Here is a 25,230-nt window from a genome sequence, read left to right on the forward strand (position 1 = left end):
TCTTGGGGTTGATGCATCTCCTGTCGTGGAAATATGTGATTCAAATCAACTAGATAAATCAGGAAAGGTGATAACCGTCCTTGGCACGTACCTTGCTGATCCCTATTCCCAGCAGAATCATAAGCTTGTCAGGAGAGGTCTGATGAAATTCCAGCAGGGAAAGCAGGATCTGGCGCGGCGTGGCTTGCCGGAGGTGGATGCTGCGACGGTCGATCGTTTTCTGAATACGACCGACGAGGCCGGCGCCATCGCCGTGTTGCTGTCGGCGGGAGACCCCGCGCGTTTTCCGGAGGCGATCGACGTCGCGGTCGTGCTGCCGGAGCTGATCGAGGCATTCAAGGGTCGGTTGCGTGCCGCGGTGATCGCCCGCGGTTCCGAGAGCGAACTCGGCCAGCGTTTTGGCGTGCGCGTGCAGCCGACGCTGATCTTGGTCGCTAAGGGCGACACACTCGGGCTGATCGCGAAGATCCAGGACTGGTCGATCTATGTCGACCGCATCACCAAGCTGATCGACCGTCCGCGCGGCACGAGCGCCGTTGTCATGACAACCATCGTTCCCCAGCACCGCCAAGGTGCCGAACTATGAGAGCGGGTTTCTGGACGGCGCCCGAGAGCGCGGAGCAGCCTATCAACGTGTTTCCGATCGGCGATGAGAGCCTGAACGCGACGAGCGGCAGCCTGACCACGGCCGGTGCCTTGGCCAAGCTTGCCACGCTCGACAGCGCGGAACTCGCCAGGATCTGCCCGACCGCCATCGAGCTGTTGTCGAAGGTGGCCGCAGCGATCGCGAGGCAGAAGGCCGGCATGCCGACGCAACTGTTCCGGCTTGGCAATCTCAACGATCTCGAGCGCAAGCTGATTGCCGACGTGATGGGCGAGGGCGAAGTGGCCGCTGTCGTTGCGCTGCCCGATGGATCGTTGGCGCAGATCCAGGAATCTGTGCTGGCCGGGATCTGGCGCGTGCGGCTCGAGAGCGACGCCAATCACGAATATCTCGAGGTCGGCCCGATCCCGGAGATCGTGAAGCGCGCCGCTGCCGATCTCACGGCTGCGGATTTCGAGATCGGGCAGACCCCCGAAGGTACCATGAACGTGCTGCCGGTGCTTGCGGAGATCCGCGAGCGGGCGCTCGCATGGCGGCCGGGCATCCGCTCGCACATCATCAATTTCACGCTGCTGCCGATGAGCCCGGTCGACATGAGTTTTCTCCAGGACACGATCAAGAACGGGCCGATCCAACTGGTTTCTCGCGGCTATGGTGCCTGCCGAGTGCTCTCCACGGGCATCCGCAATGTCTGGTCGGTGCAGTTCTTGAACGCCATGGACACCATCATCCTCGATACGCTGGAGGTCGGCGGCGTGCCGACGGTGGCGATTGCGGCTGACGAGGACTTCGAGGACTCGGCTGAGCGGCTTCAGGAGATCATCGAGGCCTATTTCAAATGAGCGGGTTCGAGAATTTTGGCGTGCGCCAGGACGTCGCCGATGTCACGCGGCTGGAATGCGGCATCTGCTGGACAGTCTATGATCCCACCGATGGCGACGGGGTGGCACAGATCGCGCCCGGCACTCCGTTCGCGGCCTTGCCGAAAGACTGGCGCTGCCCGAACTGCGACTCTCCAAAATCCAAGTTCATGGCGATCGAGTCATGACGGCTGATGCGCAACTTGCTGCCAGCGACGCCGACGCCGAAGTGTGGGGCGAGCTCTTGGCAGGAAGCTATCGGGAGATCGGCGAGCGCGCGATGCGCGATCTGCCGATCTACAACGACGCGCTCGGCGTCGAAGCGGTCGGTTTCCGCTGGTTCAACGGCACGACTATCGGCATCATGGTCACGCCCTGGTTCATGAACGTGGTGATGCCGGCGAGCGCGATCGCGCGCGATACGTCGGGCCCGAGCCTGCGAAGCCGCTTCCCTGCGGGCGATATCGAATTCACTGTCAGCGAGGTCGGAGAAATGGGCCGGATCGCGAGCTGCTCGCTGTTCTCGCCGATGTTCCAGTTTGCGGACATAGTCGCCGCGCGGGCGGCGGCCGAAGCGACCCTCGCCGAGCTGATGCTGCCGGCCGACAGCGAGGAGGCGGTCCGTCGTCGCGAGCCCGCAACAAGCCCGATCGATCGGCGTAACTTCCTGCGCTGTGTTCTGACGGAGCGGTGCGGATGAGCCTGGCCTTCCGCAACGAGATCGACATCACGGTGTGGCTCGCCGGCGGCACGATCGCCGACGTCGCGATCCGGCCGCGCAGCCGGCCGCCGTTGACCCGCTTGTTCGCGGGAAAGCCGGCCTCGTCATTGCCGTCGGTGCTGCCGCGTCTGTTCTCCCAGTGCTCGATGGCGCATCAGGTAGCTTTCCTGTCCGCGGTCGAGGCGGCGCGGGGCGAGGATGCCGGTCTCCAGATCGAGCACGGTCGCGTCGTCGCTGTCGTCGCCGAACGCCTGACCGAATTGTTACGCGGCCTGTTCGTTGGCCGTCTCACGCTTGACGGCGCCGGCGCCGCAGCCGTTCGTGCCATGATGGAGGCCACGGCCGTTCTGGGTGGCAGCATCGCCGAGCGCGGGGAGGCGGTCTCGCGCCGCGAGGCGGTGGCGAAGATCAGGGCATCGCTCGCCGCGCTCGGGATCGCGAGCGAGGAGCAAACCCCCGGGGCCGGCAGCGCGCTGGCGGTACATCTTGCGAATTGCGATGGCGATGCCTTGCTGCCGCCGGTGGTTGAACAGTCATTCCTGTCGGCAGCCGACGATCTCGAAATCGTCATGCGGCTGCTTGCCGATGGCGCGATATTCTCCGATGCGCCTGATCTCCATGGCCGGATTCCGGAGACCGGCGTCTGGGCGCGGCGGGTTGGGCGTGAGCCGATCCTGCCGCCGGGCGCGGGGCCCGCCGAGCGTCTGAAAGCGCGGATCGCGGAAGTGGCGCGGCTCTGCGCCTTCCTCGAGGCGGACGATGGGACAGTCGAGGACGGTGTCCTCCAGAGCTACCGGCTGGGGACCGGAAGAGGCGCGGGTGCCGTAGAATGCGCGCGGGGCCGGCTCTATCATGCCGTCGAGCTCGACGATGAAGACCGCATCGTCCGGTTCGAATTCTTGGCGCCGACGGAGTGGAATTTTCATGCCCGCGGGCCGTTGGTTCGCAGCCTCCAGGGCTCCGTTCTCGCCGGGGGCCGGCAGGGGCTGGATGCGGTCCGCACGCTCGTCGGCTCGTTCGATCCGTGCGTCGGCTTCAGCCTCAGCTTCCGCGAGATCGGCCATGCATGAGATGGCGCTGTGCGAGGGAATCATCGAGATTATCCAGGAGGAGTCGCGCAAGCGCGCCTTCGCTAGGGTGAACGTCGTGTGCCTGGAGATCGGTGCGTTCAGCCATGTTGCGCCTGAGGCGATGAAGTTCTGCTTCGAGGCCGTCGCCGAACGCACCATTGCGCAAGGAGCAAGGCTCGAGATCGTCGAGACGCCGGGAGCGGCCTGGTGCGTGGCCTGCTCCAAAGGCGTCGAGATCAAGCAGCGCTATGAGCCGTGTCCGTCCTGCGGCAGCTATCAATTGCAGGTCACGGGCGGCGAAGTGATGCGCGTGAGGGAACTGGAGGTCGACTGATGTGCACGGTATGCGGTTGCAGCGATGCCAAAGCGTCCATCGAACACACCGATGATCATTCCCATGATCATTCCCATGGGTACGATCATTCGCATCATCATGGGTACAGCCACGACCATCATCATGATCACGCGCCTGGCGATGGCGGGCTGGTCGACTGCAGCGCCAACCCGGCAGGCCAGCAGATCGCCGGCATGAGCAGGGACCGCATCATCCAGGTCGAGCGCGACATTCTCGGCAAGAACAATCGGCTTGCCGCCGACAACCGCGCGCGCTTCCGCACCGACGACGTGCTCGTCTTCAACCTGGTCTCGAGCCCCGGCGCCGGAAAAACCTCGCTTCTGGTTCGCGCCGTGTCCGAGCTGAAGGACGGCTTTCCCATTGGCGTGATCGAAGGCGATCAACGGACCTCCAACGATGCCGAACGGATCCGCTCGAGCGGCGTGCCGGCGATCCAAGTCAATACCGGCAAGGGCTGCCATCTCGATGCCGCCATGGTCGGCGAAGCCTATAACCGCTTGCCCTGGCTTAACGGCGGCATCCTCTTCATCGAGAACGTCGGTAATCTCGTCTGTCCCGCGGCGTTCGATCTCGGCGAGGCCTGCAAGATCGTGGTGTTCTCGACCACGGAAGGCGAGGACAAGCCGCTGAAATATCCGGACATGTTCGCAGCCTCCTCTCTGATGCTGATCAACAAGATCGATCTTGCGCCCGTACTCGACTTTGATCTTGCAAGGACGATCGAATATGCGCGCCGGGTCAGTCCGAAGATCGAGGTTTTGACCGTGTCGGCGTGCACCGGTGAGGGTTTTGCGGCATTCTATGCCTGGATTCGTAAGCGAGTTGCACAGATGAAGCCGACCGAGATGGCCGTGTCGGGATGAGCATGAGCGGCGAGGCCATGGCGCGAGACCGAAGACGGCTGCGCCTGCATGTGCGCGGCGCCGTGCAGGGCGTGGGCTTTCGTCCGTACGTCTACGGCCTCGCCGCGCGCTATCGGCTCGGCGGCTTCGTTGCCAATGATCCCGATGGCGTGGTGATCGAGGTCGAGGGCGACCGCGCCGCCGATTTTGTCCATGCGCTGCCGCTGGAAAAACCGCCACTGGCTCGGATAGACGAGATTTCCATGCAATCGGTCGGCATCACCGAAAGCGACGAGTTCCACATCCGCGCCAGTGAGCAGGGCAAGGTCTCGACCCGGATCGCCGCCGATGCCGCGACCTGTCCGCAGTGTCTGAGCGAGCTTTTTGATCCGGCGAGCCGCTTCCATCTCTATCCTTTCGTCAACTGCACCCATTGCGGCCCGCGCTACACCATCGCCGAGCGGCTGCCCTATGACCGCCGTGCCACCGCGATGAGGCGCTTCGCGATGTGCAAGGCCTGCGCAGCAGACTATGCGGATCCGGCGAGCCGTCGCTTCCACGCCGAAGCAATTGCCTGCCCGCGATGTGGGCCAAGGATCAGTCATGATACCAAACAGATCGCCACTGCGATCGCCGACGGGAGGATCGTCGCGATCAAGGGGCTCGGCGGATATCAATTGCTGTGCAATGCCCGTGAAGATGCGGCCGTGTGGCGTCTGCGGCAGCGGAAGCATCGCAACCAGAAGCCGTTCGCCGTCATGGTCGGCTCGACGGATGTGGTCGGCGAGATCGCTGAAATCGATGCGGTCGCGCTCGCGCTGCTGGAATCCTCGCCGCGGCCCATCGTGTTGATGAGATCCCGCCATATGCTCGCGCGCGGGATTGCGCCGGAGCTGTCGCGGATCGGCGTCATGCTGCCCGTCGCGCCGCTGCATCATCTGGTGCTGAAGGCGCTCAATTCGGCGCATCCGCGAGCGGACGGCGCAAGTTGGGCGATCGTGGCAACCAGCGCCAATCCTGGCGGCGAGCCGCTGGTGATCATCAATGACGAGGCCAAACGGCGGCTTGCCGGCATCGCCGACCTGATCGTCACGCATGACCGCGACATCGTCACCCGCGCGGACGACTCTGTCGTGTCGGTGGTCGCGGGCCGGGCGCAGTTCATCCGCCGCGCCCGCGGCTATATTCCCGAGCCGATTAGGCTCGCGAAGTCCCTCCCATCGGTGCTTGCGGTCGGCGGCGCGCTGAAGTCGACGGTCACCGTCATCCGCGGCAACGAAGCCTTCGTCTCCCAGCACATCGGCGATCTCGACACCGCGGAAGGCATTCGCTTTTTCGAGGAGACGGTGGATCACCTGCTCTCGACGCTGGACATCGAGCCTGTCGTCATCGCCCACGACCTGCATCCGAACATGGCCTCGACCCGTTTCGCCGAAGCCAGCGGCAGGCGGCTGATCGCGGTCCAGCATCACCATGCCCATGCGGCATCCGTGATGGCGGAACATGGCGTCGCAGGGCCAGCGTTGGCGCTGGTACTCGACGGCTTCGGCTATGGCAGCGACGGTGGCAGTTGGGGCGGCGAGTTGCTCTCGTGCGATGGTGCACGCTTCCGGCGGCTCGGACATCTGGCGCCGATGAAGATGCCGGGTGGCGATCGCGCGACGCGCGAGCCGTGGCGCATGGCCGCGAGCGTGCTGCACGCGTTGCGGCGCGGCGACGCGATTGCGAAGCGCTTTGCGATGCAGCCGCAGGCTGCGCGTCTCTGCGCTATGCTCGACCAGCCCGGCATGGCGACGACGACCAGCGCCGGCCGGCTGTTTGACGCGGCGGCGGGGCTGCTTGGTCTCTGTCCGGTGCAGAGTTACGAGGGCGAAGCCGCAATGAAGCTGGAAGCGCGTGTCCGCACACCGCGCCTCGCGGAGGACGGCTGGACGATCGAGAATGGCGTGCTGTCTCTTTTCCCCTTGCTCGAGCGCCTTGCGGTCGATCCGGTCGATGGGGCCGAGCTCTTCCATGGCACCTTCGCCGCCGCCTGCATCGACTGGATCGCGCGCGCGGCACTGGAGACCAGCGTCACGACCGTCATCCTGGGCGGTGGCTGCTTCCTCAACGCGATCCTCGCAGACGAGATCGGGCGCGGCTGCGTCGCCGCCGGGCTCTCGCCGTTGCTGCCTCGCCAGGTGCCGTCCAATGACGGCGGCCTCAGCCTCGGGCAGGCCTGGGTCTCCGCGCTCCAACTCCTCGAACACCAAGGCCCGGAAGGAAACGCCTGATGTGTCTCGCGATACCTGCTGAGGTCACAAAGCTCCTGCCCGACGACATGGCCGTCGTCTCGATCGATGGCGTCAGCAAGGAGATCTCCGTGGCGCTGATCGAAAACCTCGCCGTCGGCGACTACGTGATCATCCATGTGGGCTACGCCCTGACCAAGATCGATGCGGAGGAGGCGCAGCGGACGCTGGAGCTGTTGCGTGAAATCGGTGCCGAATGCCGGGAGGCCGCGCAATGAAATATGCCGACGAGTTTCGCGACAAGGAGATCGCGGTGGGATTGGCGAAGGCGATTCGCTCGGAGGCCGACCCGCAAAAATCCTATCGTTTCATGGAATTTTGCGGCGGCCACACGCATGCAATCTCCCGCTACGGGCTGGAGGACATGCTGCCGAAGAACGTGCGGATGATCCACGGCCCCGGCTGCCCTGTCTGCGTCTTGCCAGCGGGACGCATCGACATGGCGATCCGGCTCGCCGAACGGCCGGACGTGATCCTTTGCATCTACGGCGACCTGATGCGGGTGCCGGGCTCGCAGGGTGCCTCGCTGCTGAAGGCCAAGGCGCGCGGCGCCGACGTCCGTATGGTTTATTCCACGATTGATGCAATCCGTGTTGCGGAAGAAATTCCCGGCCGCCCGGTCGTGTTCTTCGCCATCGGCTTCGAGACCACGACGCCGCCGACGGCCGTGATGATCCGGCTCGCCGAGAAGAAGCAGCTCAAGAACGTCAGCGTGTTCTGCAACCATGTGGTGACGCCGCCGGCGATGCAGAACATCCTGGAAAGCCCTGATATCCGCAATATCGGCCGCGTCGAGATCGACGGCTTCGTCGGGCCGGCCCATGTCTCGACCATCATCGGCACCGAGCCGTACGAGTTCTTTGCCGAAGAATTCGGCAGGCCGGTGGTGATCGCGGGCTTCGAGCCGCTTGACATGATGCAGGCCATCTTGATGCTGGTGCGGCAGGTCAACGAGCACCGACATGAGGTCGAGAACCAGTATAGCCGCGCAGTGACCCGTGATGGCAATCTGCGCGCCAAGGAGGAGGTCTCCGACATCTTCGAGCTGCGCGACCAGTTCGAGTGGCGCGGTCTCGGCCTAGTGCCTTATAGCGGGCTCAAGCTGAAGCGGGGCTACGACAAATACGACGCCGAGGTCCGCTTCGACATGAACGAGCTTCGGGTTGCCGACAATCCGGCCTGTGAATGCGGCGCCATCCTGCGCGGCGTGAAGAAGCCGGTTGACTGCAAGCTGTTCGGCACGGTGTGCACGCCGGAGGCGCCGATGGGGTCCTGCATGGTCTCGTCCGAGGGTGCATGTGCGGCACACTGGACCTACGGCCGCTTCCGCGATCATCAGCAACGGCGGGCGTCATGAAAGCCCATCAGCGCAAGCTCGACATAAGGAACGGCTGCGTCGACCTGTCCCACGGGTCCGGTGGCCGCGCGATGTCGCAACTGATCTCGGGCCTGTTCCACGAGGCCTTCGGCAATGAATGGCTGGCGTGCGGCAACGACCAGTCTGCGTTCGATGTCGGCGCCGGGCGCATGGTGATGACGACCGACGGCTATGTGGTCTCGCCGCTGTTCTTTCCGGGCGGCAATATCGGCTCGCTCGCCGTGCATGGCACGGTCAACGACATCGCCATGGCCGGCGCGCGGCCCCTCTATCTCTCGGCGAGCTTCATCATCGAGGAAGGTTTTCGTTTCTCCGACCTGAAGATGATTGCGGATTCCATGGGCGAGGCCGCGCGAGCTGCGGGCGTCTACATCATCACCGGTGACACGAAGGTCGTCGAGCGCGGCAAGGCCGACGGCCTGTTCATCTCGACCGCCGGGATCGGTGTCGTGCCTGCCGGGCTCGACCTCTCTGCCGGGAATGCCCGCGTCGGCGATCGTGTCCTGATTTCTGGAACGCTCGGGGATCATGGCGTCGCCATCATGTCCAAACGCCGGAACCTCGCTTTTGAGACCGAGATCGTATCGGATTCGGCGTCGTTGCATGATTTCGTCGCGTGCATGCTGGCGGCCGGCGGCGAGGGCATCCGTTTGATGCGCGATCCCACCCGCGGTGGGCTCGCCGCGACGCTGAACGAGATCGCCCAGCAGTCCGGCCTCGGCTTCCGACTTCAGGAGGCGGCGATCCCGGTGAAGCCCGGTGTTGCTGCGGCCTGCGAACTGCTCGGGCTCGATCCGCTCTACGTCCCCAACGAAGGGAAGCTGGCAGCGATTGTGGCGCCCGAGGTTGCAGCAGCCGTGCTTGCGGCGATGCGGGTACACCCGCTCGGCCGTGATGCCGCCGAGATCGGCGAGGCCGTGGCAGACGACCACCATTTCGTGCAGATGGCGACGAGCTTTGGCGGCGGAAGGATCGTCGACTGGCTATCGGGCGAACAATTACCCCGGATCTGTTGACGCTCAGGATGCGCATTCTGCTTTTGTCGCATTCCTTCAACAACTTGACGCAGCGGCTGCATGTCGGACTCTGCGAGCGTGGCCATGAGGTCTCCGTCGAGCTCGATATCCATCCCGACGTGACCGGCGAAAGCATTGCGCTGTATCGGTCCGACCTCGTTATCGCGCCGTTCTTGAAAGGGGCGATCCCGGACGATGTCTGGCGTGCCGTGCGTTGCCTCATCGTGTACCCCGGCCCGCCCGGTGACCGCGGTCCTGCGGCTCTCGATGGGGCCATTCTCGAGGGCGTCGCGCAGTGGGGTGTCACGGTGCTGCAGGCGGATGGCGAATTCGACGCCGGTCCAATCTGGGTCCATCGTACGTTCCCGATGCGGCGTGCCGCGAAGTCCAGCATCTACCGCAACGAGGTCACCTCCTAAGCGGTGGAGGCGGTGCTCGAGGCCATTGCCGCGATCGAGGCCGGGCACGAGGCGCCCGCGCCAATGGCGAGCGATCCGCGCATTCGCGTGCGGGGCCCTGCCGGCAAGCGGATCGCGCGATCGACTGGCAGCACGACACAACCGTCGAGGTGCTTCGCAAGATCGACCGCGCCGATGGCATGCCCGGCCTGACCGACAGAATGTTCTGGCAGGACGTCCGGCTGTTCGATGCGCATGAGGCCCATGGCATCTCCGGCGAACCCGGCACCGTGGTGGCGCAGTGCGACGGTGCGCTGGCCCGGGCGACCGTCGACGGCGCGGTCTGGATCGGCCACGTCCGGAGTGTCGCGCCGAAGAGCTTGAAACCTGCGGCGACGAAGATCTTCAATCGCTGGGCTAAGCGCGGACATTGGCAGGCGATCTTTGAAGCGCTCGCCCGCTGCGGCAAGGACCGAGTGGCTTTGTCGATCGACTCCACCTCGATCAAAGCGCATCGCTCGGCGAGCGGCGGAAAAGGGGGGAGTGTGAACAGGCGATCGGCCGCTCGCGCGGTGGGCGGACCACGAAAATCCACGCGCTGAGCGAGCCTGATTGCAAACCTTGCGCATTTCATCTCACTCCGGGACAAGCCGCAGACATTGCCGCAGGGCCGGCCCTTTTGAAGCTCGCGCCGCCCATGTCTTCCCTCATTGGGGACAAAGGCTACGATGGCGACGGCTTTCGCGCCGAAATCGTCAATCGCGGCGCGAAACCCGTCATTCCAAACAAATCCAACCGGGTAACCCTCCACAGCTTCAGCAAGCGCCTCTATAAAGGGCGCAATGTTATCGAGCGCTGTTTCTGCCGGCTCAAGGATTTCAGGCGTGTTGCTACTCGCTACGACAAACTTGCCAGAAACTTCTTGGCCGCCGTCCACCTCGCCGCTCTCGTCGCTTATTGGATCAATTGAGTCTGAACCCTAGCCTAGTCCTGGGTAACGTAAGCGAGGTCGTCAAGGATCACGAGATCGAAGCGATCGAAGACGATTGATGGCCGCGTCAAGGTTGAGCTCGCGCCGCGCAACCGGAGCTTCTGCACAACATCGGCTGCTGCGGTTCAAGAGAACGCTCCATCCTTTCTCGATGAGATCCAAGCCAATCACTGCTTGCCTCCGCCGAGCGGACCGAAAAGGAGTAGATTGGCGCCCTTGCCGATCCAGCCATCGCCGCCGTGACGCGGTCATCTGCGGCTTCGGGATCATCGGCACGGCCTCGAAGTGGAAATTATCGAAGGTCGTTCCGGCGGGCAACCGCGTCTCGACGAGATAGCGCTCGACGCGGCGGCGGCCGCGTTCGACGATGTCGTGCGCGGCAATGGTGGCGAGGAAGCGGGCCTCGGCCAACCTTCCATGTCGGACTGCTCGGCACATTGCGGCCACAGCACTTTGATGGTTGGCAGCCGCAACTCGTTCAGCAACAGATTGAGGCGCGTTGTCGACGGTGTTGGCCGTGCTCATACGGCACCTCCGATCTCGCCGGCGCCCACGAGGCACTCATAGGTGGTGAGCAGTTTGAGCTGCAGCACCAGGTGCGGAGGATGGAGCGAGAGGCAGTTTTGCTAGCGTGATCTTCATGCGACGATATCTCGCGGTCCGACCAATCGGAAATCGCCCGTGGAAAAAATGTAGACTTCAACGCCACCGCTTTTCCTCAGCATCGTAAGCGCCGGAAAGCGGATTGCCCACGGCCATTAATTCACGTTTGAGCACTTTATTGCTGGATGTGGTTCTAGGAAGCCGCGGACTAAACGCGACGTATCGCGGCACTTTGAAACCAGCAAGTCGGGCGCGGGCATGTTCGAGAATGCGCTCCACGGGCAGATCGCCTTGCTTAAGGCCTTCTTTCAGCTCCACGTATATCTTGACCTCTTCACCCCGCTCTGCATCGCGAACGGGCACGGCGGCCACGTCCGCAATTTCGGGAATCTCTAGAATCACGGCCTCCACCTCGCGTGCAGCGATGTTGTCACCCGAACGCCGGATCATGTCCTTCGTGCGTCCTACCAGCCAATAAAAGCCTAGCTCGTCGCGCCGCAGCAGGTCTCCCGTCTTAAACCATTCGCTTTCGAAGGAAGTGGCGTTCGTTTCCGGCCTATTCCAATAGCCCTTGAAAATTCCACGGCCACTTACCCAAAGCTCGCCGACTTCACCAATCGACGTGGCTGCGCCATCGTCATTCATCAATTTTAGGTTGCGAAACGGCGCCCGAATGCCCACGGAACCGGAGTCAGCCATCTCGTCAAAATCGTTCGGCATTTGTGTACCAAACCAGATTTCCGTCATTCCAAAAGCATCTTGGGTGTGCACACTAAAGCGCTTGCGGAATTTGCGTACCATGTCAGGATTCCAGCCCCAATTAAGGGTCTGCTTCAGGCTTGTCTCCCCATTCTCGTCGGCGGCCTCGGCGTCGCGTGCTGCCCGCTGGAAAAACACACACCACTCGATGCGGTGCTGCTTGATCCAACGGATAAAGCGGGAAGCGTTGAATGAGGGCGCCATGTAGAGCGTCCCACCTTGTCGATAGGACTTAAGAAGATATTGCTTCGTATCGCCATACGCGAAAGATTGCGTCGACAGGTACCTTTGATAGGGCTCCCTGTCCCCACATACCCCTTGGTACGAGCTCACACTCCAGTACTCGTGCGTTAACATGCATCCCTTCGGAAAGCCGGTTGTTCCTGAGGTATATTCGATGTTCACCAGATCGTCGGGTTGGATATCCTCCTCCAGCAGAGCGTCGCTGGAGCCCTTAAGCAATTTATCTAGGCTGGTGGCTGTCCCGTCGGAAGGCTGTCCAACGAGAATTACTCGCTCTGTGGCGAGGTCTTGGGGCCAAGGATCTATTGCGGAGAACACTGACCACGCGGATTCGTCGACGACAGCGAACTTGGCCTGTGTATCGCTGAGGATGTATTCGATTTCCCTCGGCGTACAGCGGATGTCAATCGGGACCATCACCGCACCGAGCTTGGCGATCGCGAACCATAGGATGGGGAACTCAATTCGATTGGGCAGCATCACCCCAATTCGATCGCGCTTACGCACGCCCAGCGAACGCAGCGCATGCGCATACTGGTTAGACGCCCGATTCATCTCGAAGTAGGTAGCACGCTCATCGCGTTCAAAAACGTCGAGCGCGATAGTTGATGCATGCGTGCTCGCACGCCTTGACACCAGCTCTCCGATCGTGATTGTCTCATATGCGGATTCAAACTCCTCAATTTTTCTTAACGCATTTGCAACACGATCTTCACGCGAAATCTGTACTGCGTTTGTGGACGGCATTTTTTGAAACTCTCGGTTAGCGAAGACAAGCACAGCTCTGGTACAAGAAGCCCGTTTCCATTCGATGATCATACATCATCAACCAGGATCCAGACGCTACCTACTTTGGTGGCAATGTTGTCTTTGCTGTGTGAGCAAGCGGTGTTGCCGTCCCAGCAGCACTCAAACTTGACACAGCATTGTGGAGCGATAGCGGTCGACGAGAGCGATGATGTTGTCGATAATGGACGAACTGGTACTCGCCGTTGAGCACCGCACTTTCAACGCACTATGAGCATATGCCCGGGTTGCGATCGCCAAGTCCAGCAGGCCCCCGCAACGGCCATCGAGCTATCGCCAAATTTTGGTGACGGCCGGAGCCGGTCAGGCGGCGGCGGTTATGGGCTGACGGTCGGTCGGCTTGGCGATGACCTCGATCCCATCATTGAATGTCACACCGACAACGAGTTTTGGCAACTGGTTATGGCCATCGAGACGGCGCCAGCTTCTCTGCGCGGCCTCGAGCAGTTTGAAGACCATCGCGAGTGCCGTCTGTTGGACAGGCAGCCCTTCGGTCGGATGGTGCGGTGGCGAACGGTCGCGAAGGTGCTTTCGATGGGGTTGGTAACCGGTATGAGATTTCTCGGTGCCAACGTTCCGCTGCGATTTTCAAGATCGTAGCGTATGGTGCGACCATCGGGACAGAGGCACCGCGGGAGCACGAAGGTGCGGGCAGGCCGATGCATTCGATGAGCCGCGAGCTCGAGTTAGGGCGAGGTCGCGGACTTTTTCGGCAAGCATGCCGATTTGAAGACCTCGGACGGCCACCAGCGCGTCGTGAGCCACGAGCAGCTGCCGTAACGCGAGATGACCGGGAGCGGTCCGGTCGCCGTACGCCAGTGTGTAGGCGATCGCGAGCCGGACTGTTAACGATCCAGACCGCATCCGGCTCTCTCCACCGATCCTGCCGCTCTAAATGCGCCCGCCGGTGGGGTTTGGCTAGAAGCGCGCGAGCAGCGTTGTCCCGCTCGAATCGATCAAAGATGCTGCTGCCAATCCTTTACTTGAAGTGCACCTCCACTAGCGACTTCTCCGCTCCCCGCGCTGCTGGGCAAGGATGCTGCCGGGGTTGTCCGCATCGGGCCGTGTGAAGGAGGCTGTCGCGTGGCAGAGGCGCGATCTGTGGACACCGATGGCATCCACCTCCAAGCACGCGTCGCAGACGAGCAGCGGAGCACCCTGGTGATGATCGGCCCGATGCCGGAAGGCCGAAAGGAACTGGTCGGCATCACCGATGATGCCCGCAAAAGCGCGCAGGATCGACGCGAACTGCTGCTTGATCTTAAGCGGCGCGGGCTCCGCGTCGCGCCGCGGCTCGTCATCCCAATTGCGCACTCGGGTTCTGGACAGCCTGCTCGCCAGGTTTCAAGAAGCCAGCAGCCGAGCTTGCTGATCTCGATGTGGATCATCTCGCCAAGCTTCTCGCGCTCTTAGCGACGCATCGGCTCGGCCGGCTCCAGGTCGCGATCTCGGTTGAGTCCCAGCCGGCGGGGGAAGCGGCCTACGCTCGCAGCCGAGACGCCGACTTCAGCGGCGATTTGCTTGCCGTTATGGCCGTGACGGCGCAACACCTCGAACAACGCGCGTGTGGCAGGCGCTGTTTGGCTTGGCAATGAAAGAGGTCTGGAGGAGCGGTCGCGCAAACCATCGACCCGCTTAGGCCCGACCGTTCGCCCCATTTGGCCACCCTCCTGGGCGTGGTGTTGAACGCGGCCGAGGCATTGCTCAAGCTTCCACATACCGCAGTATGGCCTCTCGATTTCGGCATCAACATTGGCGCAACATCCTCGACGTCGCGCGCCACCACCCGTTCTATCAGGATTGCGGTCGAACTTGAACTTCGGATTCGCGCCACCCGGCGGAAGCTCGGCCGGAGCCCAACCACACCGCAGGGCTCCCGGGTTTTCGGAGCCAGCGTCCCAACATTGCGCGAAGGTCGTCTCGATCCGCTTTAGCTAGCGACGTTGATCTTGTTGCTCAGTCCTCCACTAGAATGGCCAATGGCGTGATTTTCGGTAGCTGGCGTGCTGATGCGCTCGGTTCATTCGAACGGCCGATTAGCGGCATCGAACGCGGCGAGCTGACCGCCAGTGGCTCGAAAGTGCGGTTCGGTGTGCTCCCCTTGTCCGGCGAGAGGTCGTCGGATATCTCACCTGCGAGCATCTCGTGCACTACTTGGATTAGACGCCGGAGGAAAGTGTTGTCTCACGTAAAAAACTGTTCGATGAGATACATGTGTCTCGATCTTCGTCAGGGGTATGGTGCTCCTCCCTCCGCTAAGAGGTGAACCTGCAATGGCGTGACTTGCCATAACTCCGTCAGCCGTTCAGTTTTGCAGAACGTCTAGTCACTGCCGGAGAGCAGGGACCCGTGATTCCTGGCGCTGCGCAAAAGGGCAAGGAACGCCCCAAAAGATGCAATCAACAGCACCGCGTTGATGGCCAACGCGCTCAGCATCAGATCGGTCCTGAAGGTGTTTTCGATCAGCAGCGCGCGCATCCCTTCGAACACGTAGGTCGGCGGCAGCGTCCAGGCGACATATTGCAACCAGACCGGCAGCACGCTGACCGGATAGTAGACGCAGGCGAGCGGCATGATCCCGAACATCAAGGTCCATACGATGCTCTCGGTACCAAGGCCGTTTCGCAGCACCAGGCCGGAGACGAAGATGCCGACCGACCAGCTCGTGAAGATCAGATTGCAGAAGAACGCGATCAGCGGCACGCCGAGCGCATAAACGTTGAAGTGAAACAGGAACAACGCGAGCAGCGTCATCGGGATGACGCCGATCGCGAGCCGGATCAGGCTCATGATCATCAGGGACAGCAGAAATTCGATCGGCTTCAACGGGCTCATCATGAGATTGCCGAGGTTGCGCGCCCACATCTCTTCCAGGAACGAGATCGAAAAGCCGAGCTGGCCGCGAAACAGGATGTCCCAGAGGATGACGGCGCCGATCAGGGTGCCGCCGGCACGCGCGAAGAAGTTGGCATTCTGCGCGATATAGAGCTGCAGGAAGCCCCAGGTGATCACCTGCAGCGCCGGCCAGTAGAGCAGCTCGAGCAGCCGCGGCCAGGACGCCATCAGCAAATACCAGTAGCGCAGGATCATCGCGCCGATGCGGTGCATGGAGATACCGCGGTGGAGGGAGATTTCGGTCATCGTGCCGCCTCCTGCGCGCCGTTCACCCTTCCGCGCGCGACGTCGAGAAACACCTCTTCCAGCGTGGTGCGGTTGTAGCGCGCCATGATGGCCTCGGGCGTATCGTCGTCCTCGATACGGCCGCGCTTCATGATGATGACGCGGTCGCAGAGCCGCTCGACCTCGAGCATGTTGTGCGAGGCCAGCAGGATGGTGGCGTTGTTCGCCTTGCGATAACGCTCCAGATGCCCCCGGACCCAGTCGGCGGTGTCGGGATCGAGCGAGGCGGTCGGCTCGTCCAGCAACAGCAGCTCGGGCTGATTGATCAGCGCCTTGGCAAGCGCAACGCGCGTCTTTTGTCCTGCGGAGAGCTTGCCGTTGGCGCGGTCGATGAACTCGGTGAGATCGAGATCGCAGGCCAGCTCAGCGATGCCCTCGGAGAGGTTCTTCACCGCATAGAGCTTGCCGAACACGGTGAGGTTCTGACGCACCGTGAGCCGCATCGGCATGTCGACATAGGGGCTCTCGAAATTCATCCGTCCCCGCACGGCGGCGCTGTCCTCCGGCATCCGATGCCCGAGCACCTGCACGCGGCCGGAGGTCGGCAGCACGAGGCCCATGATCGTCGCGATGGTTGTGGTCTTGCCTGCGCCGTTGCCGCCTAGCAGCCCGGTGATGCTGCCGCGAGGAAGCGAAAAGGAGATGTCGTTGACGGCGCGGGTCTGCTTATAGACCTTGACGAGGTGATCGACCGCGATTGCCGCGGACGTGGGGCGGCCGGCGACAGCCACGCGGCAAGCCTTGTCATTTTCGGTCATGCGGGCCATTTTTGCTTACCTCTGGACGGACAAGTGCTCGGTGAGCAGCAATTGGTCGCGAGTCTCAACCCCAGCCAATCGCTAAGATGGCACAGTCGGTCGGAGAGGATAGGATCGGTGTGTCGCTCATTGCCGACCTCCACAGGCGGAACCAAGAGATTTAAACCGAGCATCGGATGGGGCACCAGCGTTCTCAATTGGGCAACAAGTCGCTGGTCGGCGTCCTTGGATGACTCTGGTCGCGAAAGAAGGTCACTTTGTGCTCGAACAAATCTTGATCTCGTCTGGTTTGGCAGATCGCCCGAGAGCTGCTACTGCTGCCGCGAATGCGCAGCGTGTCCGATCCCACGAGGCTTCTGTTCAAAGGCCGTTTCACTCGTGGCATCCAAGGGGTTTCCGATGACTTCGCCATACATGTGCATTCAGCCATGCAGCACCATATTGAACTGATTGGTTCGACGATCTGGCAGTTCAACTGCTTCAATGCACGCAATTTCCCACGTTCTAATCATTCGCTCCGGCTCAAGAAGGTGCGAAACGGCGCGTCGTCGGCTCGGCGACGTTACTGACCCTCACACGCAGGCGCGCGTATGGTGGTTTCCAGCAAACACCGTGCCAGCTGCAAGACCGTGCCTTGACCGGCTGCCTACGATCGGATGCTGAACGGATCGGCCCCCGTTCAATTGATAGTTGGACCAGCTCGTCAAGCAGCTCAACGTCACGTTCTAGCCACCGGATGGAAGAAATCGAACAGAACCCGTCGGAATCCTCTCGCCAGCGCGTTGCGCACGCCAGCATGCCTTTGGGGCCCCGCGGGTTGATACTTCGCGATCAAAGATGCCTTACACTAGAAGCAGTGGTCGCTATCTGATGGTTGTGGCCTTTCGCGCCAGCCGAACGGGCGCCTGCCGAATCCACGCGCCTTCGTTGTTCTTAACTGGGGCGTATCGTTCGTTGGCTTTCGAGCATGCGCCGCCTGGACGTTTAGTCCTGGCATTTTCCTGGAGTGGATTAAGTTTGAATCATTCTGGCTGGCAAGTCCACTATTTGCAGATGTATTCGAGCGCGTGAGGCCTTCAGGGACTTCAACTCCCGTGCGTAGTTGTGCGCATCAATGAAGTCGCAAGGTGTGCTTCGTTTCGATCGTAATGGTAGTATTGGACAGTCGCTTCCTTGATCGTGCGGTTCATGCGCTCGACCTGCCGTTGGTCCATGGATGCTTGATCTTGGTCAGCCGATGTTCGATGCCATTCTCTTGGCGGCGCATATCGAACATATCTGTTGCGTATCTTGCCGTCGCGCCGTCCGCGTAGCGCGGGTGGAAGTGAACTGGATCCCATTGTCGGTGTGAGCCGGTGGATCTTGTAGGGGACAGCAGCGATGAGAGTTCGAGGAAGGCCGAGGCGGAGGTCCTTCCCGCCTTCCTGACCAGTTGTACGAAGGCGAACTTGCTGGTGCGATCGATTGCGCCGTAGCGGTAGAGCTTGCCTTCGGCGGTCTGGAGCTCAGCAACGTCGTGTGGAAATAGCCGATCGGCAGCCTTGAACATTGGAACATTTTCTTCAGACGCTTGCTCGCTCGACCTCCGGCAATAGGCTGATGCCGTGGCGCTGTAGACACCGAAGCAGGGATGATTGCGTCGATGCGGGGATGGCTGGCCGGAGCGAATAGAGCCAATCATCGATCGGCAATAGCGTATGCGGCCCGAAAGCGACGATGATCGCCTCCTCCTCGATGGAAAGCACGGTCGAATTTGGCTTCCTTCGGGCCTGTCCGGGAGATAAGCAAGGCCTCGCGCTCCTTCCACTTCGCGACGGTCTTTTGATTGATCCCATAGCGCCTAGCGAGCGCTCTCAGGCTCCCTTGACTTTTGTATTGCTCGACGGATTGCCTCCGTCGTGGTGGCGCAGCCGTGTAAAACTTGCCCCACAGCGCATCCTTCGAATCGCGATAAAAATGCACCGTCAAAGCTTGGGACCAAACACCCGACCGGCTCTCCTGATGGGCCGTCCAAATGGACGTCCCTTTTGCTGTCCAATCCCGTCCCAAAGCTCCGTCAAAGCTCGGGGCTTCTGCACATTCATCCGTGGTATCCGCTTCCCCTTAGGGACCAACGAGTTGGCCGCACCGGTTCCCCGATGCTATCTTATTCGCTCCGAACCCAGCTGCTCCGGCGAACGTGCCTCGGGATACAGACATTGGGCGCACTGCTCTCCCGAGCGAAACCCAACAAAATCATGAAGGCCAATGCTTGGTAAAATGAGCAATGATCAGTTCCACAGCCTGATCCGAGCGGTCCACCCCAGAAACTCGTTTGCCGTCGTAAAAGCCACCTGGGAATCCAAGATCGAATTCAATAACATACGGATAAGCCATATCCATCGCACCGAAATTGATTCCGTGGGCCATCAACTTCTTGCCAATCAACTCAGCAAGTTTCATTTCGTTGGAATTCAAATCGACCGGGATCGCTTTTCCTCCTTGCGTTAGATTTGATCTGTGATCATTTGGATCGGCTTGCCGACCATGCCAAGCAACGACCTTACCACAAACAACGATGATGCGTTTTTCGCCTTGCACGACCTCGGGAATAAACTTCTGGAGAATCGCATATTCAGCTTTGAATCCACCGAGTCCGCCATAATCCATTTCGCTTTGCGCGACAGTGTTTCCAGTGAGGCATTGGAGGATTGTTCGAACGTTTGATCCGTTGTGAGGAAGCATGAAAACGTTCTGCCCACAGCCGGAGTTTGGCGGCTTCGCCACCCACCGCTGTTTGGGGGCCTTCTGATAGCGCTCCCACAGCGAGAAGAAATCATTCGATATATATGAAAAAACTCGATTCTCTTTTGGGACAACATGGCCGATTGCATGCTTACTATTTAGGAAGACCAGCCCGTCAATGCTATTGACAAAAGGCGTCTGTTGTGAAGCTAACCACAACATGCGCCAGACATCTCGATACACGCGAGCTTGGGGTGACCCTAGGACCCAAATAAGTTGGCATTCATCCAAAAAATATATTTCTCGAGTCCAAGGCGCAACTGACCCCGGAGAGTACGGCTCAGAGTTTTCTGGTATGAGCACTCCTCGTGTGAAATAGCGGTAGTCATCCGCCGCAACGGCATTGATTTCGCCGAGAACAACTTGCCAGCCGAACCGACGAAACGCGCTGCTAAGAACTGCATCATTTTCGCCTAAGCAATCGAGGCTGTTTATGAGCATGAGCAATCTCATCACCTTCTCCTATATAGCTAACCGACGGCCATTAACCGCACAGCAGAGCTCTTGTCCTTGAAGCGTCCTGGTAAATCAGGTTAACATCGGGTCATTTCGCAACGATCTGACTGTCTCTGTGAAGTTCGGGGATCTAACTACGCCATCGCTCAGTGTTGCAGGATCATATTAGCAATCGCTGTGCCAGTCTTATCCGCGCGGTGTAAGCTTCTGACCCTACTTCGAAAAGTCAACACTCACATGACGTATTTGAACCTGACAGAATGATCTGCCGTTGTTGGAAAGGGGACAACGACCACACAGTCGGTCCGCGTCACTCTACGTCGATGGGGTTCGGCGCGCGTTGCACAGGAACAGCTGAACCGCTCGACGATGAAAGCTGTGACAGGAACTGGCGTAGGCGATGATTTCAACACCCACCAGCTGCTCTCCGCTATGTGGTCAGGACTCACGGGTTTGCGGCTCAAAACGCATACCTGCCGAACCGGCCGCTTGTGCGATAACCTGGTCAATGTCTTTGTCATTGACAAATCTGTTCTTGCAACAGCGTCACGTGTGTTTAGAACGCCGATAGTCCGGAGCACGGGTAGACCAAAATCTTTGAGCCGGAGTGTGCCGATACAAAAGGTTCGCGCTAAGCCCCGCAGTATCTGCTTTCCAACACCGATCACTGCGTCGAAACCAACGCATTTGCTAGTCGGCATGGTGTCGATGATCTCGCGTATGACAGGGTTGAAGCCTATGCTGCTCCTCCTTCCTTAGCCCAGCGAGTAAGACCAGCATCGGAGATGATCTTCGCGATGGCCGCCTTCTGTTCGTCTGCCAACGGCAGCAGCGGCAGACGCGGGTCACCCACGCTCCGACCGAGCTGGCTCATGGTCTCTTTGATGGCCGCGTAATAGGATCCGGACTGGAAGCAACGATAGAAGGCGAAGACATCGCGGCCGAGATCATCCAATGCCTTGTCACCATTCAGGGCCTTGTCCCAGTAGTCGCGGATCAAAGGCCCTGCGATTTGATGCGCCATGGCGACAACGCCGTGGGCACCAACAGCGCGGGCGGGCACGATCATTGTCTCGTAGCCGACGAAGACACGAAGTCTGTTCCCGACACGCTGCACAAGTTCAGTCACTTGAGTAATGACGCCGGAGCTATCCTTGATCGCGACCACCGTTGGCAGTGCGGAGAGCTGCTCCACAAGGGCTGGCGTGATGTCGACGCCAGCGCGCCGCGGGCTGTTGTAGAGCATCAGCGGCAGTGACGTGTTACGGGAGATGTGTTCGAAGAAGGTGACGATCTCACGCGGACTCGGCATGGCGTAGATAGGTGGCAGGATCATGCCCCCCGCGCATCCCGCTGCCACGGCCGATTGGCACGCTTCAAGCACGTCCTCGACACGCAAGTCGGCGACGCCCGCCAGCACGGGAACGCGGCCGCCCACATGGTCAACGGTCAACTTGTAGAGACGCGCGCGCTCGGCCTTGGTGAGCGCATAAAATTCTCCGGTGCTGCCGGCCGCCACGACGCCCTGCGCGCCATTGGCGATCGCATCGTCAATGAGCGCCTTATATCTGGTCTCATCAATCGAGCCATTGACGCCGAAGGGAGTGACGAGCACGGGGAAGATACCGCCCCAGTTCACGTTGGTCATGATCTACTGTCCTATGCTGGAGATGTGGTTGAAGGTGCGGCCGCCTGCGAAGTGAGGGGGCCGAGAAGACGGGCCTGCTCAGTGAACCGGCCGACGAAGGCAGCGAGCCTCGGGTTTGCGTTCGAAAGCAGGAGTTCACGCGGAGCTCCGCTGGCTGCAACGACTCCTTGGTCCATGAAGACCACTCGATCGGCTAGCTCATAGGCGAAGCCGATTTCATGGGTGACGATCACCGTGGTCATTCCTTCGGCGGCGAGCTGGCGGATCGCGGCGAGCACCTCGCCCACTAGTTCTGGGTCCAGCGCCGAGGTCGGCTCGTCGAAAAGCATGATGGTGGGCTGCATAGCGAGCGCCCTAGCGATGGCAGCGACGACTATCAGGTGTTGGAAGCCAGCGTAGCTTTGGAAGCCGTTCGCCAGCTCTGCGGCTCGCGGAAGCTTGGCCTTCACGGCTTGTCGGAGAGGGTATCATTGGATAATTTCTTTCCACACCGTGACGCAATCGCGGACATTCCTGCATTTATTGAGCCAGACCAGAGACTCTGTTTAGGAGCAATCGGAAGGCTCGCTGCTGCTGTGCGCATGTTCCACAGCGGACAATGGGGGCGCGGTTGCATGATACGTAAATCTACGGTTTCCTGCGGAAGATCAGCCACTCCTTAAAGACGCGCAGAAAACCGACAAGTGTCGGGTTTGTCGAACGGAAAACGGAGCGGTATTCGGCTCGCCTCCTTTCGCTCTCTCGCGCTAGACCTTTGACAAACATGCAGAAGGTTTCTTCTGAAGCTCCTTTCTGCGCAGTTGGCACGATTTTTGGAATTCTCTTGTTGCAGACAGGTGTAGCTCCAAATGAAACGGCATCGCTCCATGCAAAAAGGAAATCGACGTGTCAGGCATCGTGAGGTTGCGTTCCATGGACATGTATATCGGAAAGTCTGTCCGTCCTCCAAAGAACGCGCGGACCTGGACCAGAGGTTCCTCATTTCGGGCACCACAAAGCCGAATTCACCTGCCTGATCTAAATCGACGGGCCGCGATACCGGCCTGCGTCTACCGCCAGCGATCGGCGGAAGACCTCGATTTCGAGGGCGTTCGTCGTCAACTGCTCCTTGAGCTTCAATAAACTTCGGAAGGTAACAATGACCGAGCTCCATGGCGTTTATGTTGATCACCAGATGACCACACCCTTCGCAATGGCGCAGCTTTCGGCGAAGACAAAGCCACTTGCGACGGAACTTGCGAGCAGTGGAGTTCTCCTGCTCACAACCTGTGTACGAGTTGAAGCCTATGGTGAGAGATCTGCACTCAACAATGTCGATAGCACGATATTTTCTGGCTTATCATACGACCGCATCGAGGGCACCGTCGCAGTTGCTCAACGTCTCGCCGAGATCGCATCCAGCGCTCATTCCCAGATCCTCGGTGAGAGTTACGTGAGTCATCAGCTTGCGAAGGCTATCGGACTTGTAAGTCCAAACCTTCCGATTTTCCATGTCGCACGGTTTGCCCTTGACGTTGGTCGTGCCGCGCGCGAGCGACTAAGATTCATCGCCTCGTTCAACTATGATCAGATCGTCCGAGACATCATAGCTGACCGACTTCCGAATGGAGAGCAACCCGACAGACTTTACATCATTGGGGCAGGTATGCTTGGCCGCGGGCTGATCAGAAGCGGCGTGGGAGAACGATTCCATTCTACCATAGTGGTGACGCGAAACCCTAAATCTCTTCGCAAACGTCTCCGGTCTTGCGCTGATATAGGAGTCACGCTCATGCGCCCTGAAGAAATTGGACAAGAACGCGAATCACGTTCGATCGTTATTATCGCAACCGCCGACGTCAATGATGAATACGCGACCATCCTTCTGAACGGCCTTCAGCGGCTAGAGCCGCGCACGATAGTGGATCTATCGTCAATCCCGGCGTTATCGAACGCAGAGGTCAGAAAGCTCAACTATGTGAACATGTACAGCGACGAATTTCTCCGCTTCATCAAACACAACAATAAAAAGCTAGCTCCAAAATTGCCGCTCTTGTTTTCCGACATAGAGGCAACACTCCGAACAGTGCAGATCTATCTCTCCTCGAAGACAACGAAGCCCATAGCAGTACGGGGAGAAAATGATGCTCAGACCTCGAATGATCACGCCAAATAACTTGCGTCCGAGGGCATGACATTCGCAAGCCGCTCCAATCGCTGGCCTGCCGGCATTCACAATCAAGACTGATTGACCAGTCTCGGCGAGAGTTACTGTCGCAAGCACCCAGCAAAAAACAACACCGACGTTCGCTTCGGCCATGAGTTGGTTCTGGATGTACGTGAGGCGCGCGTGTCACCGGATGATCAGCAGCAAATCGCCGAACCTCAGCTGAAATTTTGCTTGGACCAATTCGGCGCGATCCCTCCTCCAAAACGGATGACCAAACCGTTCCAAGGCGATCTCGACATCAACAGACGAGGTAACGATGTGTATCGTAAGATGGCTAAGTCGAAATGATGTGACGCGGGCTAATCTGCCACTCGCCTCAGCACTAGACGTTATCGAAGAGACTCTTCGTGATCACGGCAATGGCGCATTCGAGAACCCACCTAAGATCGGAATCCATCCAACTCGCGACACATTCATTCACGCAATGGCTGGCTGGCTTCCAAAGCAACGCCGAGCTGGCCTCAAATGGATTGCTGGTTTCTCAGGTAATCAGCAGGTTGGCTTGCCGAACATGGTTGGACTCTTGGTATTAAACAGCCCGGAAACGGGCCTACCTGTCTGCGTGATGGATGCGACTTACCTCACAGCGGTTCGGACGGCGGCAGCGTCGGCTATCACCTGCAAGTACTTGTCGCCGGACCGCGTGGATAGGATAGCGGTAGTCGGTGCCGGTCTTCAGGGCCTGTACCATGTAAAAATGCTCTCATTGATTCACCCCGCCGCGGAGTTCCAAGTGGTGGATATCAACGAGACTGCCGTAAGCCGGTTGGCTGAACAGACCTGCTCCGAACAAACGATCGTTCGCGCGAAAGGAGCTGAGGCCGCGATCCGCACCGCTGACATCGTCGTGACCGCTACAAGTCGATTGGAGGACGTGGCCTTCCAGTTCGGATGGGTCAAGGAGGGCAGCTTGGTTCTGCCCGTCCATGTTCGTGGATGGTCACAGGATATAACGACGGCTTCGGATTTATTGTTGGCTGATGACGTTGAGCAATTCAAAAGCTACGTTATTGCTACAGGCTCCCCTTATAGGGATATTTCCCGAGTTCTCGGATCTGTTAGCGATGTCATCGTAGGAAGGATCGCCGGCAGAGCTCAGAACGCCGATCGCGTTGTTGTTTTCAACGTCGGCCTTGCATTGCATGATATCGCGATAGGTTCCGCCATACTCGACATCGCAGAGCAGCACGGCTTGGGGACAATTGTATCCTACTAGCGGGAACGTCTTAAAATGGTCGAAGCTCAAGGGCGATACCA

The 25,230-nt window shown here is 60.0% G+C and carries 21 protein-coding genes and 5 pseudogenes; 17 read left to right on the forward strand and 9 right to left on the reverse strand.

Going from position 1 to position 25,230, the window contains the following annotated elements:
* Positions 1 to 142: 142 nt before the first annotated feature.
* From IVB19_RS38690 to IVB19_RS38755, 13 genes are all read left to right on the forward strand, one after another.
* Positions 143 to 586 (forward strand): thioredoxin domain-containing protein, encoded by a 444-nt coding sequence (locus IVB19_RS38690; protein WP_247821771.1) that lies wholly within the window; start codon positions 143 to 145, stop codon positions 584 to 586.
* Positions 583 to 1,446 (forward strand): hydrogenase expression/formation protein, encoded by an 864-nt coding sequence (locus IVB19_RS38695; RefSeq protein ID WP_247821773.1) that lies wholly within the window; start codon positions 583 to 585, stop codon positions 1,444 to 1,446. The genes IVB19_RS38690 and IVB19_RS38695 overlap by 4 nt, the downstream gene beginning before the upstream one ends.
* On the forward strand, positions 1,443 to 1,652 hold the full coding sequence (locus IVB19_RS38700; RefSeq protein ID WP_247821775.1) for a rubredoxin: 210 nt from the start codon (positions 1,443 to 1,445) through the stop codon (positions 1,650 to 1,652). Before IVB19_RS38695 ends, IVB19_RS38700 begins: the two co-directional genes overlap by 4 nt.
* Entirely contained in the window at positions 1,649 to 2,164 is a 516-nt protein-coding gene (gene hybE, locus IVB19_RS38705) for a [NiFe]-hydrogenase assembly chaperone HybE (protein ID WP_247821777.1), read from the forward strand. The genes IVB19_RS38700 and hybE overlap by 4 nt, the downstream gene beginning before the upstream one ends.
* Complete coding sequence (locus IVB19_RS38710) at positions 2,161 to 3,255, forward strand: nickel-dependent hydrogenase large subunit (protein ID WP_247821778.1); 1,095 nt, start codon at positions 2,161 to 2,163, stop codon at positions 3,253 to 3,255. The genes hybE and IVB19_RS38710 overlap by 4 nt, the downstream gene beginning before the upstream one ends.
* The gene (hypA, locus tag IVB19_RS38715; protein WP_247821780.1) at positions 3,248 to 3,589 is read left to right on the forward strand and encodes a hydrogenase maturation nickel metallochaperone HypA; all 342 of its coding nucleotides are present in this window, start codon (positions 3,248 to 3,250) and stop codon (positions 3,587 to 3,589) included. Before IVB19_RS38710 ends, hypA begins: the two co-directional genes overlap by 8 nt.
* A complete protein-coding gene (gene hypB / locus IVB19_RS38720) occupies positions 3,589 to 4,473 on the forward strand; it encodes a hydrogenase nickel incorporation protein HypB (RefSeq protein WP_247821785.1) in 885 nt (294 codons plus the stop codon). The genes hypA and hypB overlap by 1 nt, the downstream gene beginning before the upstream one ends.
* Entirely contained in the window at positions 4,470 to 6,725 is a 2,256-nt protein-coding gene (gene hypF, locus IVB19_RS38725; protein WP_247821791.1) for a carbamoyltransferase HypF, read from the forward strand. The genes hypB and hypF overlap by 4 nt, the downstream gene beginning before the upstream one ends.
* Positions 6,725 to 6,961, forward strand: a complete 237-nt coding sequence (locus IVB19_RS38730; protein ID WP_247821792.1) for a HypC/HybG/HupF family hydrogenase formation chaperone — start codon at positions 6,725 to 6,727, stop codon at positions 6,959 to 6,961. Before hypF ends, IVB19_RS38730 begins: the two co-directional genes overlap by 1 nt.
* Positions 6,958 to 8,100: a hydrogenase formation protein HypD gene (gene hypD, locus IVB19_RS38735; RefSeq protein ID WP_247821795.1), complete on the forward strand. Its 1,143-nt coding sequence runs from the start codon at positions 6,958 to 6,960 to the stop codon at positions 8,098 to 8,100. Before IVB19_RS38730 ends, hypD begins: the two co-directional genes overlap by 4 nt.
* A complete protein-coding gene (gene hypE / locus IVB19_RS38740; protein WP_247821796.1) occupies positions 8,097 to 9,137 on the forward strand; it encodes a hydrogenase expression/formation protein HypE in 1,041 nt (346 codons plus the stop codon). Before hypD ends, hypE begins: the two co-directional genes overlap by 4 nt.
* Positions 9,138 to 9,145: 8 nt before the next feature.
* Positions 9,146 to 9,556 carry a formyltransferase family protein gene (locus IVB19_RS38745; protein WP_247821798.1) on the forward strand — a complete coding sequence of 137 codons (411 nt, stop codon included), beginning with the start codon at positions 9,146 to 9,148 and terminating at the stop codon, positions 9,554 to 9,556.
* A 161-nt stretch (positions 9,557 to 9,717) separates the two neighbouring features.
* Positions 9,718 to 10,505, forward strand: a protein-coding gene (locus IVB19_RS38755; RefSeq protein WP_524536802.1) for an IS5 family transposase whose coding sequence is annotated in 2 segments (ribosomal slippage) — positions 9,718 to 10,081 and positions 10,081 to 10,505 — 789 coding nt in all. Because the reading frame shifts where the segments join, the coding sequence is not laid out codon by codon here.
* Between the two features lie 17 nt (positions 10,506 to 10,522).
* On the opposite strand, the pseudogene IVB19_RS38760 reads toward IVB19_RS38755, so the two are convergent.
* The 3 genes and pseudogenes from IVB19_RS38760 to IVB19_RS38770 all read right to left on the reverse strand — a co-directional run.
* Positions 10,523 to 11,051, reverse strand: a pseudogene (locus tag IVB19_RS38760) (ATP-binding protein); the annotation flags it as partial.
* 174 nt (positions 11,052 to 11,225) lie between these two features.
* Positions 11,226 to 12,950: a class I adenylate-forming enzyme family protein gene (locus IVB19_RS38765; protein WP_247821800.1), complete on the reverse strand. Its 1,725-nt coding sequence runs from the start codon at positions 12,948 to 12,950 to the stop codon at positions 11,226 to 11,228.
* Between the two features lie 291 nt (positions 12,951 to 13,241).
* Positions 13,242 to 13,483 (reverse strand): annotated as a pseudogene (locus IVB19_RS38770) (IS256 family transposase); the annotation flags it as partial.
* A gap of 148 nt (positions 13,484 to 13,631) precedes the next feature.
* Between IVB19_RS38770 and IVB19_RS38775 the strand changes: the two are divergent.
* Positions 13,632 to 14,422 (forward strand): annotated as a pseudogene (locus tag IVB19_RS38775) (transposase family protein); the annotation flags it as partial.
* A gap of 838 nt (positions 14,423 to 15,260) precedes the next feature.
* Here IVB19_RS38775 and IVB19_RS38780 read toward each other — a convergent pair.
* From IVB19_RS38780 to IVB19_RS38805, 6 genes and pseudogenes are all read right to left on the reverse strand, one after another.
* Complete coding sequence (locus IVB19_RS38780; RefSeq protein ID WP_247821802.1) at positions 15,261 to 16,079, reverse strand: ABC transporter permease; 819 nt, start codon at positions 16,077 to 16,079, stop codon at positions 15,261 to 15,263.
* Complete coding sequence (locus IVB19_RS38785; RefSeq protein WP_247821809.1) at positions 16,076 to 16,876, reverse strand: ABC transporter ATP-binding protein; 801 nt, start codon at positions 16,874 to 16,876, stop codon at positions 16,076 to 16,078. Before IVB19_RS38785 ends, IVB19_RS38780 begins: the two co-directional genes overlap by 4 nt.
* A 1,011-nt stretch (positions 16,877 to 17,887) precedes the next feature.
* Positions 17,888 to 18,806 (reverse strand): annotated as a pseudogene (locus IVB19_RS38790) (integrase core domain-containing protein).
* 305 nt (positions 18,807 to 19,111) lie between these two features.
* On the reverse strand, positions 19,112 to 20,113 hold the full coding sequence (locus IVB19_RS38795) for an ATP-grasp domain-containing protein (protein ID WP_247821811.1): 1,002 nt from the start codon (positions 20,111 to 20,113) through the stop codon (positions 19,112 to 19,114).
* A 739-nt stretch (positions 20,114 to 20,852) separates the two neighbouring features.
* Positions 20,853 to 21,764 carry a dihydrodipicolinate synthase family protein gene (locus IVB19_RS38800; RefSeq protein ID WP_247821813.1) on the reverse strand — a complete coding sequence of 304 codons (912 nt, stop codon included), beginning with the start codon at positions 21,762 to 21,764 and terminating at the stop codon, positions 20,853 to 20,855.
* A gap of 11 nt (positions 21,765 to 21,775) precedes the next feature.
* Positions 21,776 to 22,129, reverse strand: a pseudogene (locus IVB19_RS38805) (ATP-binding cassette domain-containing protein); the annotation flags it as partial.
* A gap of 773 nt (positions 22,130 to 22,902) precedes the next feature.
* Here IVB19_RS38805 and IVB19_RS38810 point away from each other — a divergent pair.
* The 3 genes from IVB19_RS38810 to IVB19_RS38820 all read left to right on the forward strand — a co-directional run bounded on the left by IVB19_RS38810 (position 22,903) and on the right by IVB19_RS38820 (position 25,189).
* Positions 22,903 to 23,919, forward strand: coding sequence for a Rossmann-fold NAD(P)-binding domain-containing protein (locus tag IVB19_RS38810; RefSeq protein ID WP_247821815.1), 1,017 nt, complete (start codon positions 22,903 to 22,905; stop codon positions 23,917 to 23,919).
* 72 nt (positions 23,920 to 23,991) lie between these two features.
* Entirely contained in the window at positions 23,992 to 24,261 is a 270-nt protein-coding gene (locus tag IVB19_RS38815; protein WP_247821817.1) for a hypothetical protein, read from the forward strand.
* Between the two features lies 1 nt (position 24,262).
* Complete coding sequence (locus IVB19_RS38820; protein ID WP_247821818.1) at positions 24,263 to 25,189, forward strand: ornithine cyclodeaminase family protein; 927 nt, start codon at positions 24,263 to 24,265, stop codon at positions 25,187 to 25,189.
* Positions 25,190 to 25,230 lie beyond the last annotated feature (41 nt).

Origin of the sequence: Bradyrhizobium sp. 187 (assembly GCF_023101005.1) — a bacterium.
GTDB classification, from domain to species: Bacteria; Pseudomonadota; Alphaproteobacteria; order Rhizobiales; family Xanthobacteraceae; genus Bradyrhizobium; species Bradyrhizobium canariense_D.

Excerpts from the sequence above, each read along its gene's own strand:
- IVB19_RS38690 (WP_247821771.1), top strand. The coding sequence starts at position 143 with ATGAAATTCCAGCAGGGAAAGCAGGATCTGGCGCGGCGTGGCTTGCCG.
- IVB19_RS38695 (WP_247821773.1), top strand. The coding sequence starts at position 583 with ATGAGAGCGGGTTTCTGGACGGCGCCCGAGAGCGCGGAGCAGCCTATC.
- IVB19_RS38700 (WP_247821775.1), top strand. The coding sequence starts at position 1,443 with ATGAGCGGGTTCGAGAATTTTGGCGTGCGCCAGGACGTCGCCGATGTC.
- hybE (WP_247821777.1), top strand. The coding sequence starts at position 1,649 with ATGACGGCTGATGCGCAACTTGCTGCCAGCGACGCCGACGCCGAAGTG.
- IVB19_RS38710 (WP_247821778.1), top strand. The coding sequence starts at position 2,161 with ATGAGCCTGGCCTTCCGCAACGAGATCGACATCACGGTGTGGCTCGCC.
- hypA (WP_247821780.1), top strand. The coding sequence starts at position 3,248 with ATGCATGAGATGGCGCTGTGCGAGGGAATCATCGAGATTATCCAGGAG.
- hypB (WP_247821785.1), top strand. The coding sequence starts at position 3,589 with ATGTGCACGGTATGCGGTTGCAGCGATGCCAAAGCGTCCATCGAACAC.
- hypF (WP_247821791.1), top strand. The coding sequence starts at position 4,470 with ATGAGCATGAGCGGCGAGGCCATGGCGCGAGACCGAAGACGGCTGCGC.
- IVB19_RS38730 (WP_247821792.1), top strand. The coding sequence starts at position 6,725 with ATGTGTCTCGCGATACCTGCTGAGGTCACAAAGCTCCTGCCCGACGAC.
- hypD (WP_247821795.1), top strand. The coding sequence starts at position 6,958 with ATGAAATATGCCGACGAGTTTCGCGACAAGGAGATCGCGGTGGGATTG.
- hypE (WP_247821796.1), top strand. The coding sequence starts at position 8,097 with ATGAAAGCCCATCAGCGCAAGCTCGACATAAGGAACGGCTGCGTCGAC.
- IVB19_RS38745 (WP_247821798.1), top strand. The coding sequence starts at position 9,146 with ATGCGCATTCTGCTTTTGTCGCATTCCTTCAACAACTTGACGCAGCGG.
- IVB19_RS38765 (WP_247821800.1), bottom strand. The coding sequence starts at position 12,950 with ATGATCATCGAATGGAAACGGGCTTCTTGTACCAGAGCTGTGCTTGTC.
- IVB19_RS38780 (WP_247821802.1), bottom strand. The coding sequence starts at position 16,079 with ATGACCGAAATCTCCCTCCACCGCGGTATCTCCATGCACCGCATCGGC.
- IVB19_RS38785 (WP_247821809.1), bottom strand. The coding sequence starts at position 16,876 with ATGACCGAAAATGACAAGGCTTGCCGCGTGGCTGTCGCCGGCCGCCCC.
- IVB19_RS38795 (WP_247821811.1), bottom strand. The coding sequence starts at position 20,113 with ATGAGATTGCTCATGCTCATAAACAGCCTCGATTGCTTAGGCGAAAAT.
- IVB19_RS38800 (WP_247821813.1), bottom strand. The coding sequence starts at position 21,764 with ATGACCAACGTGAACTGGGGCGGTATCTTCCCCGTGCTCGTCACTCCC.
- IVB19_RS38810 (WP_247821815.1), top strand. The coding sequence starts at position 22,903 with ATGACCGAGCTCCATGGCGTTTATGTTGATCACCAGATGACCACACCC.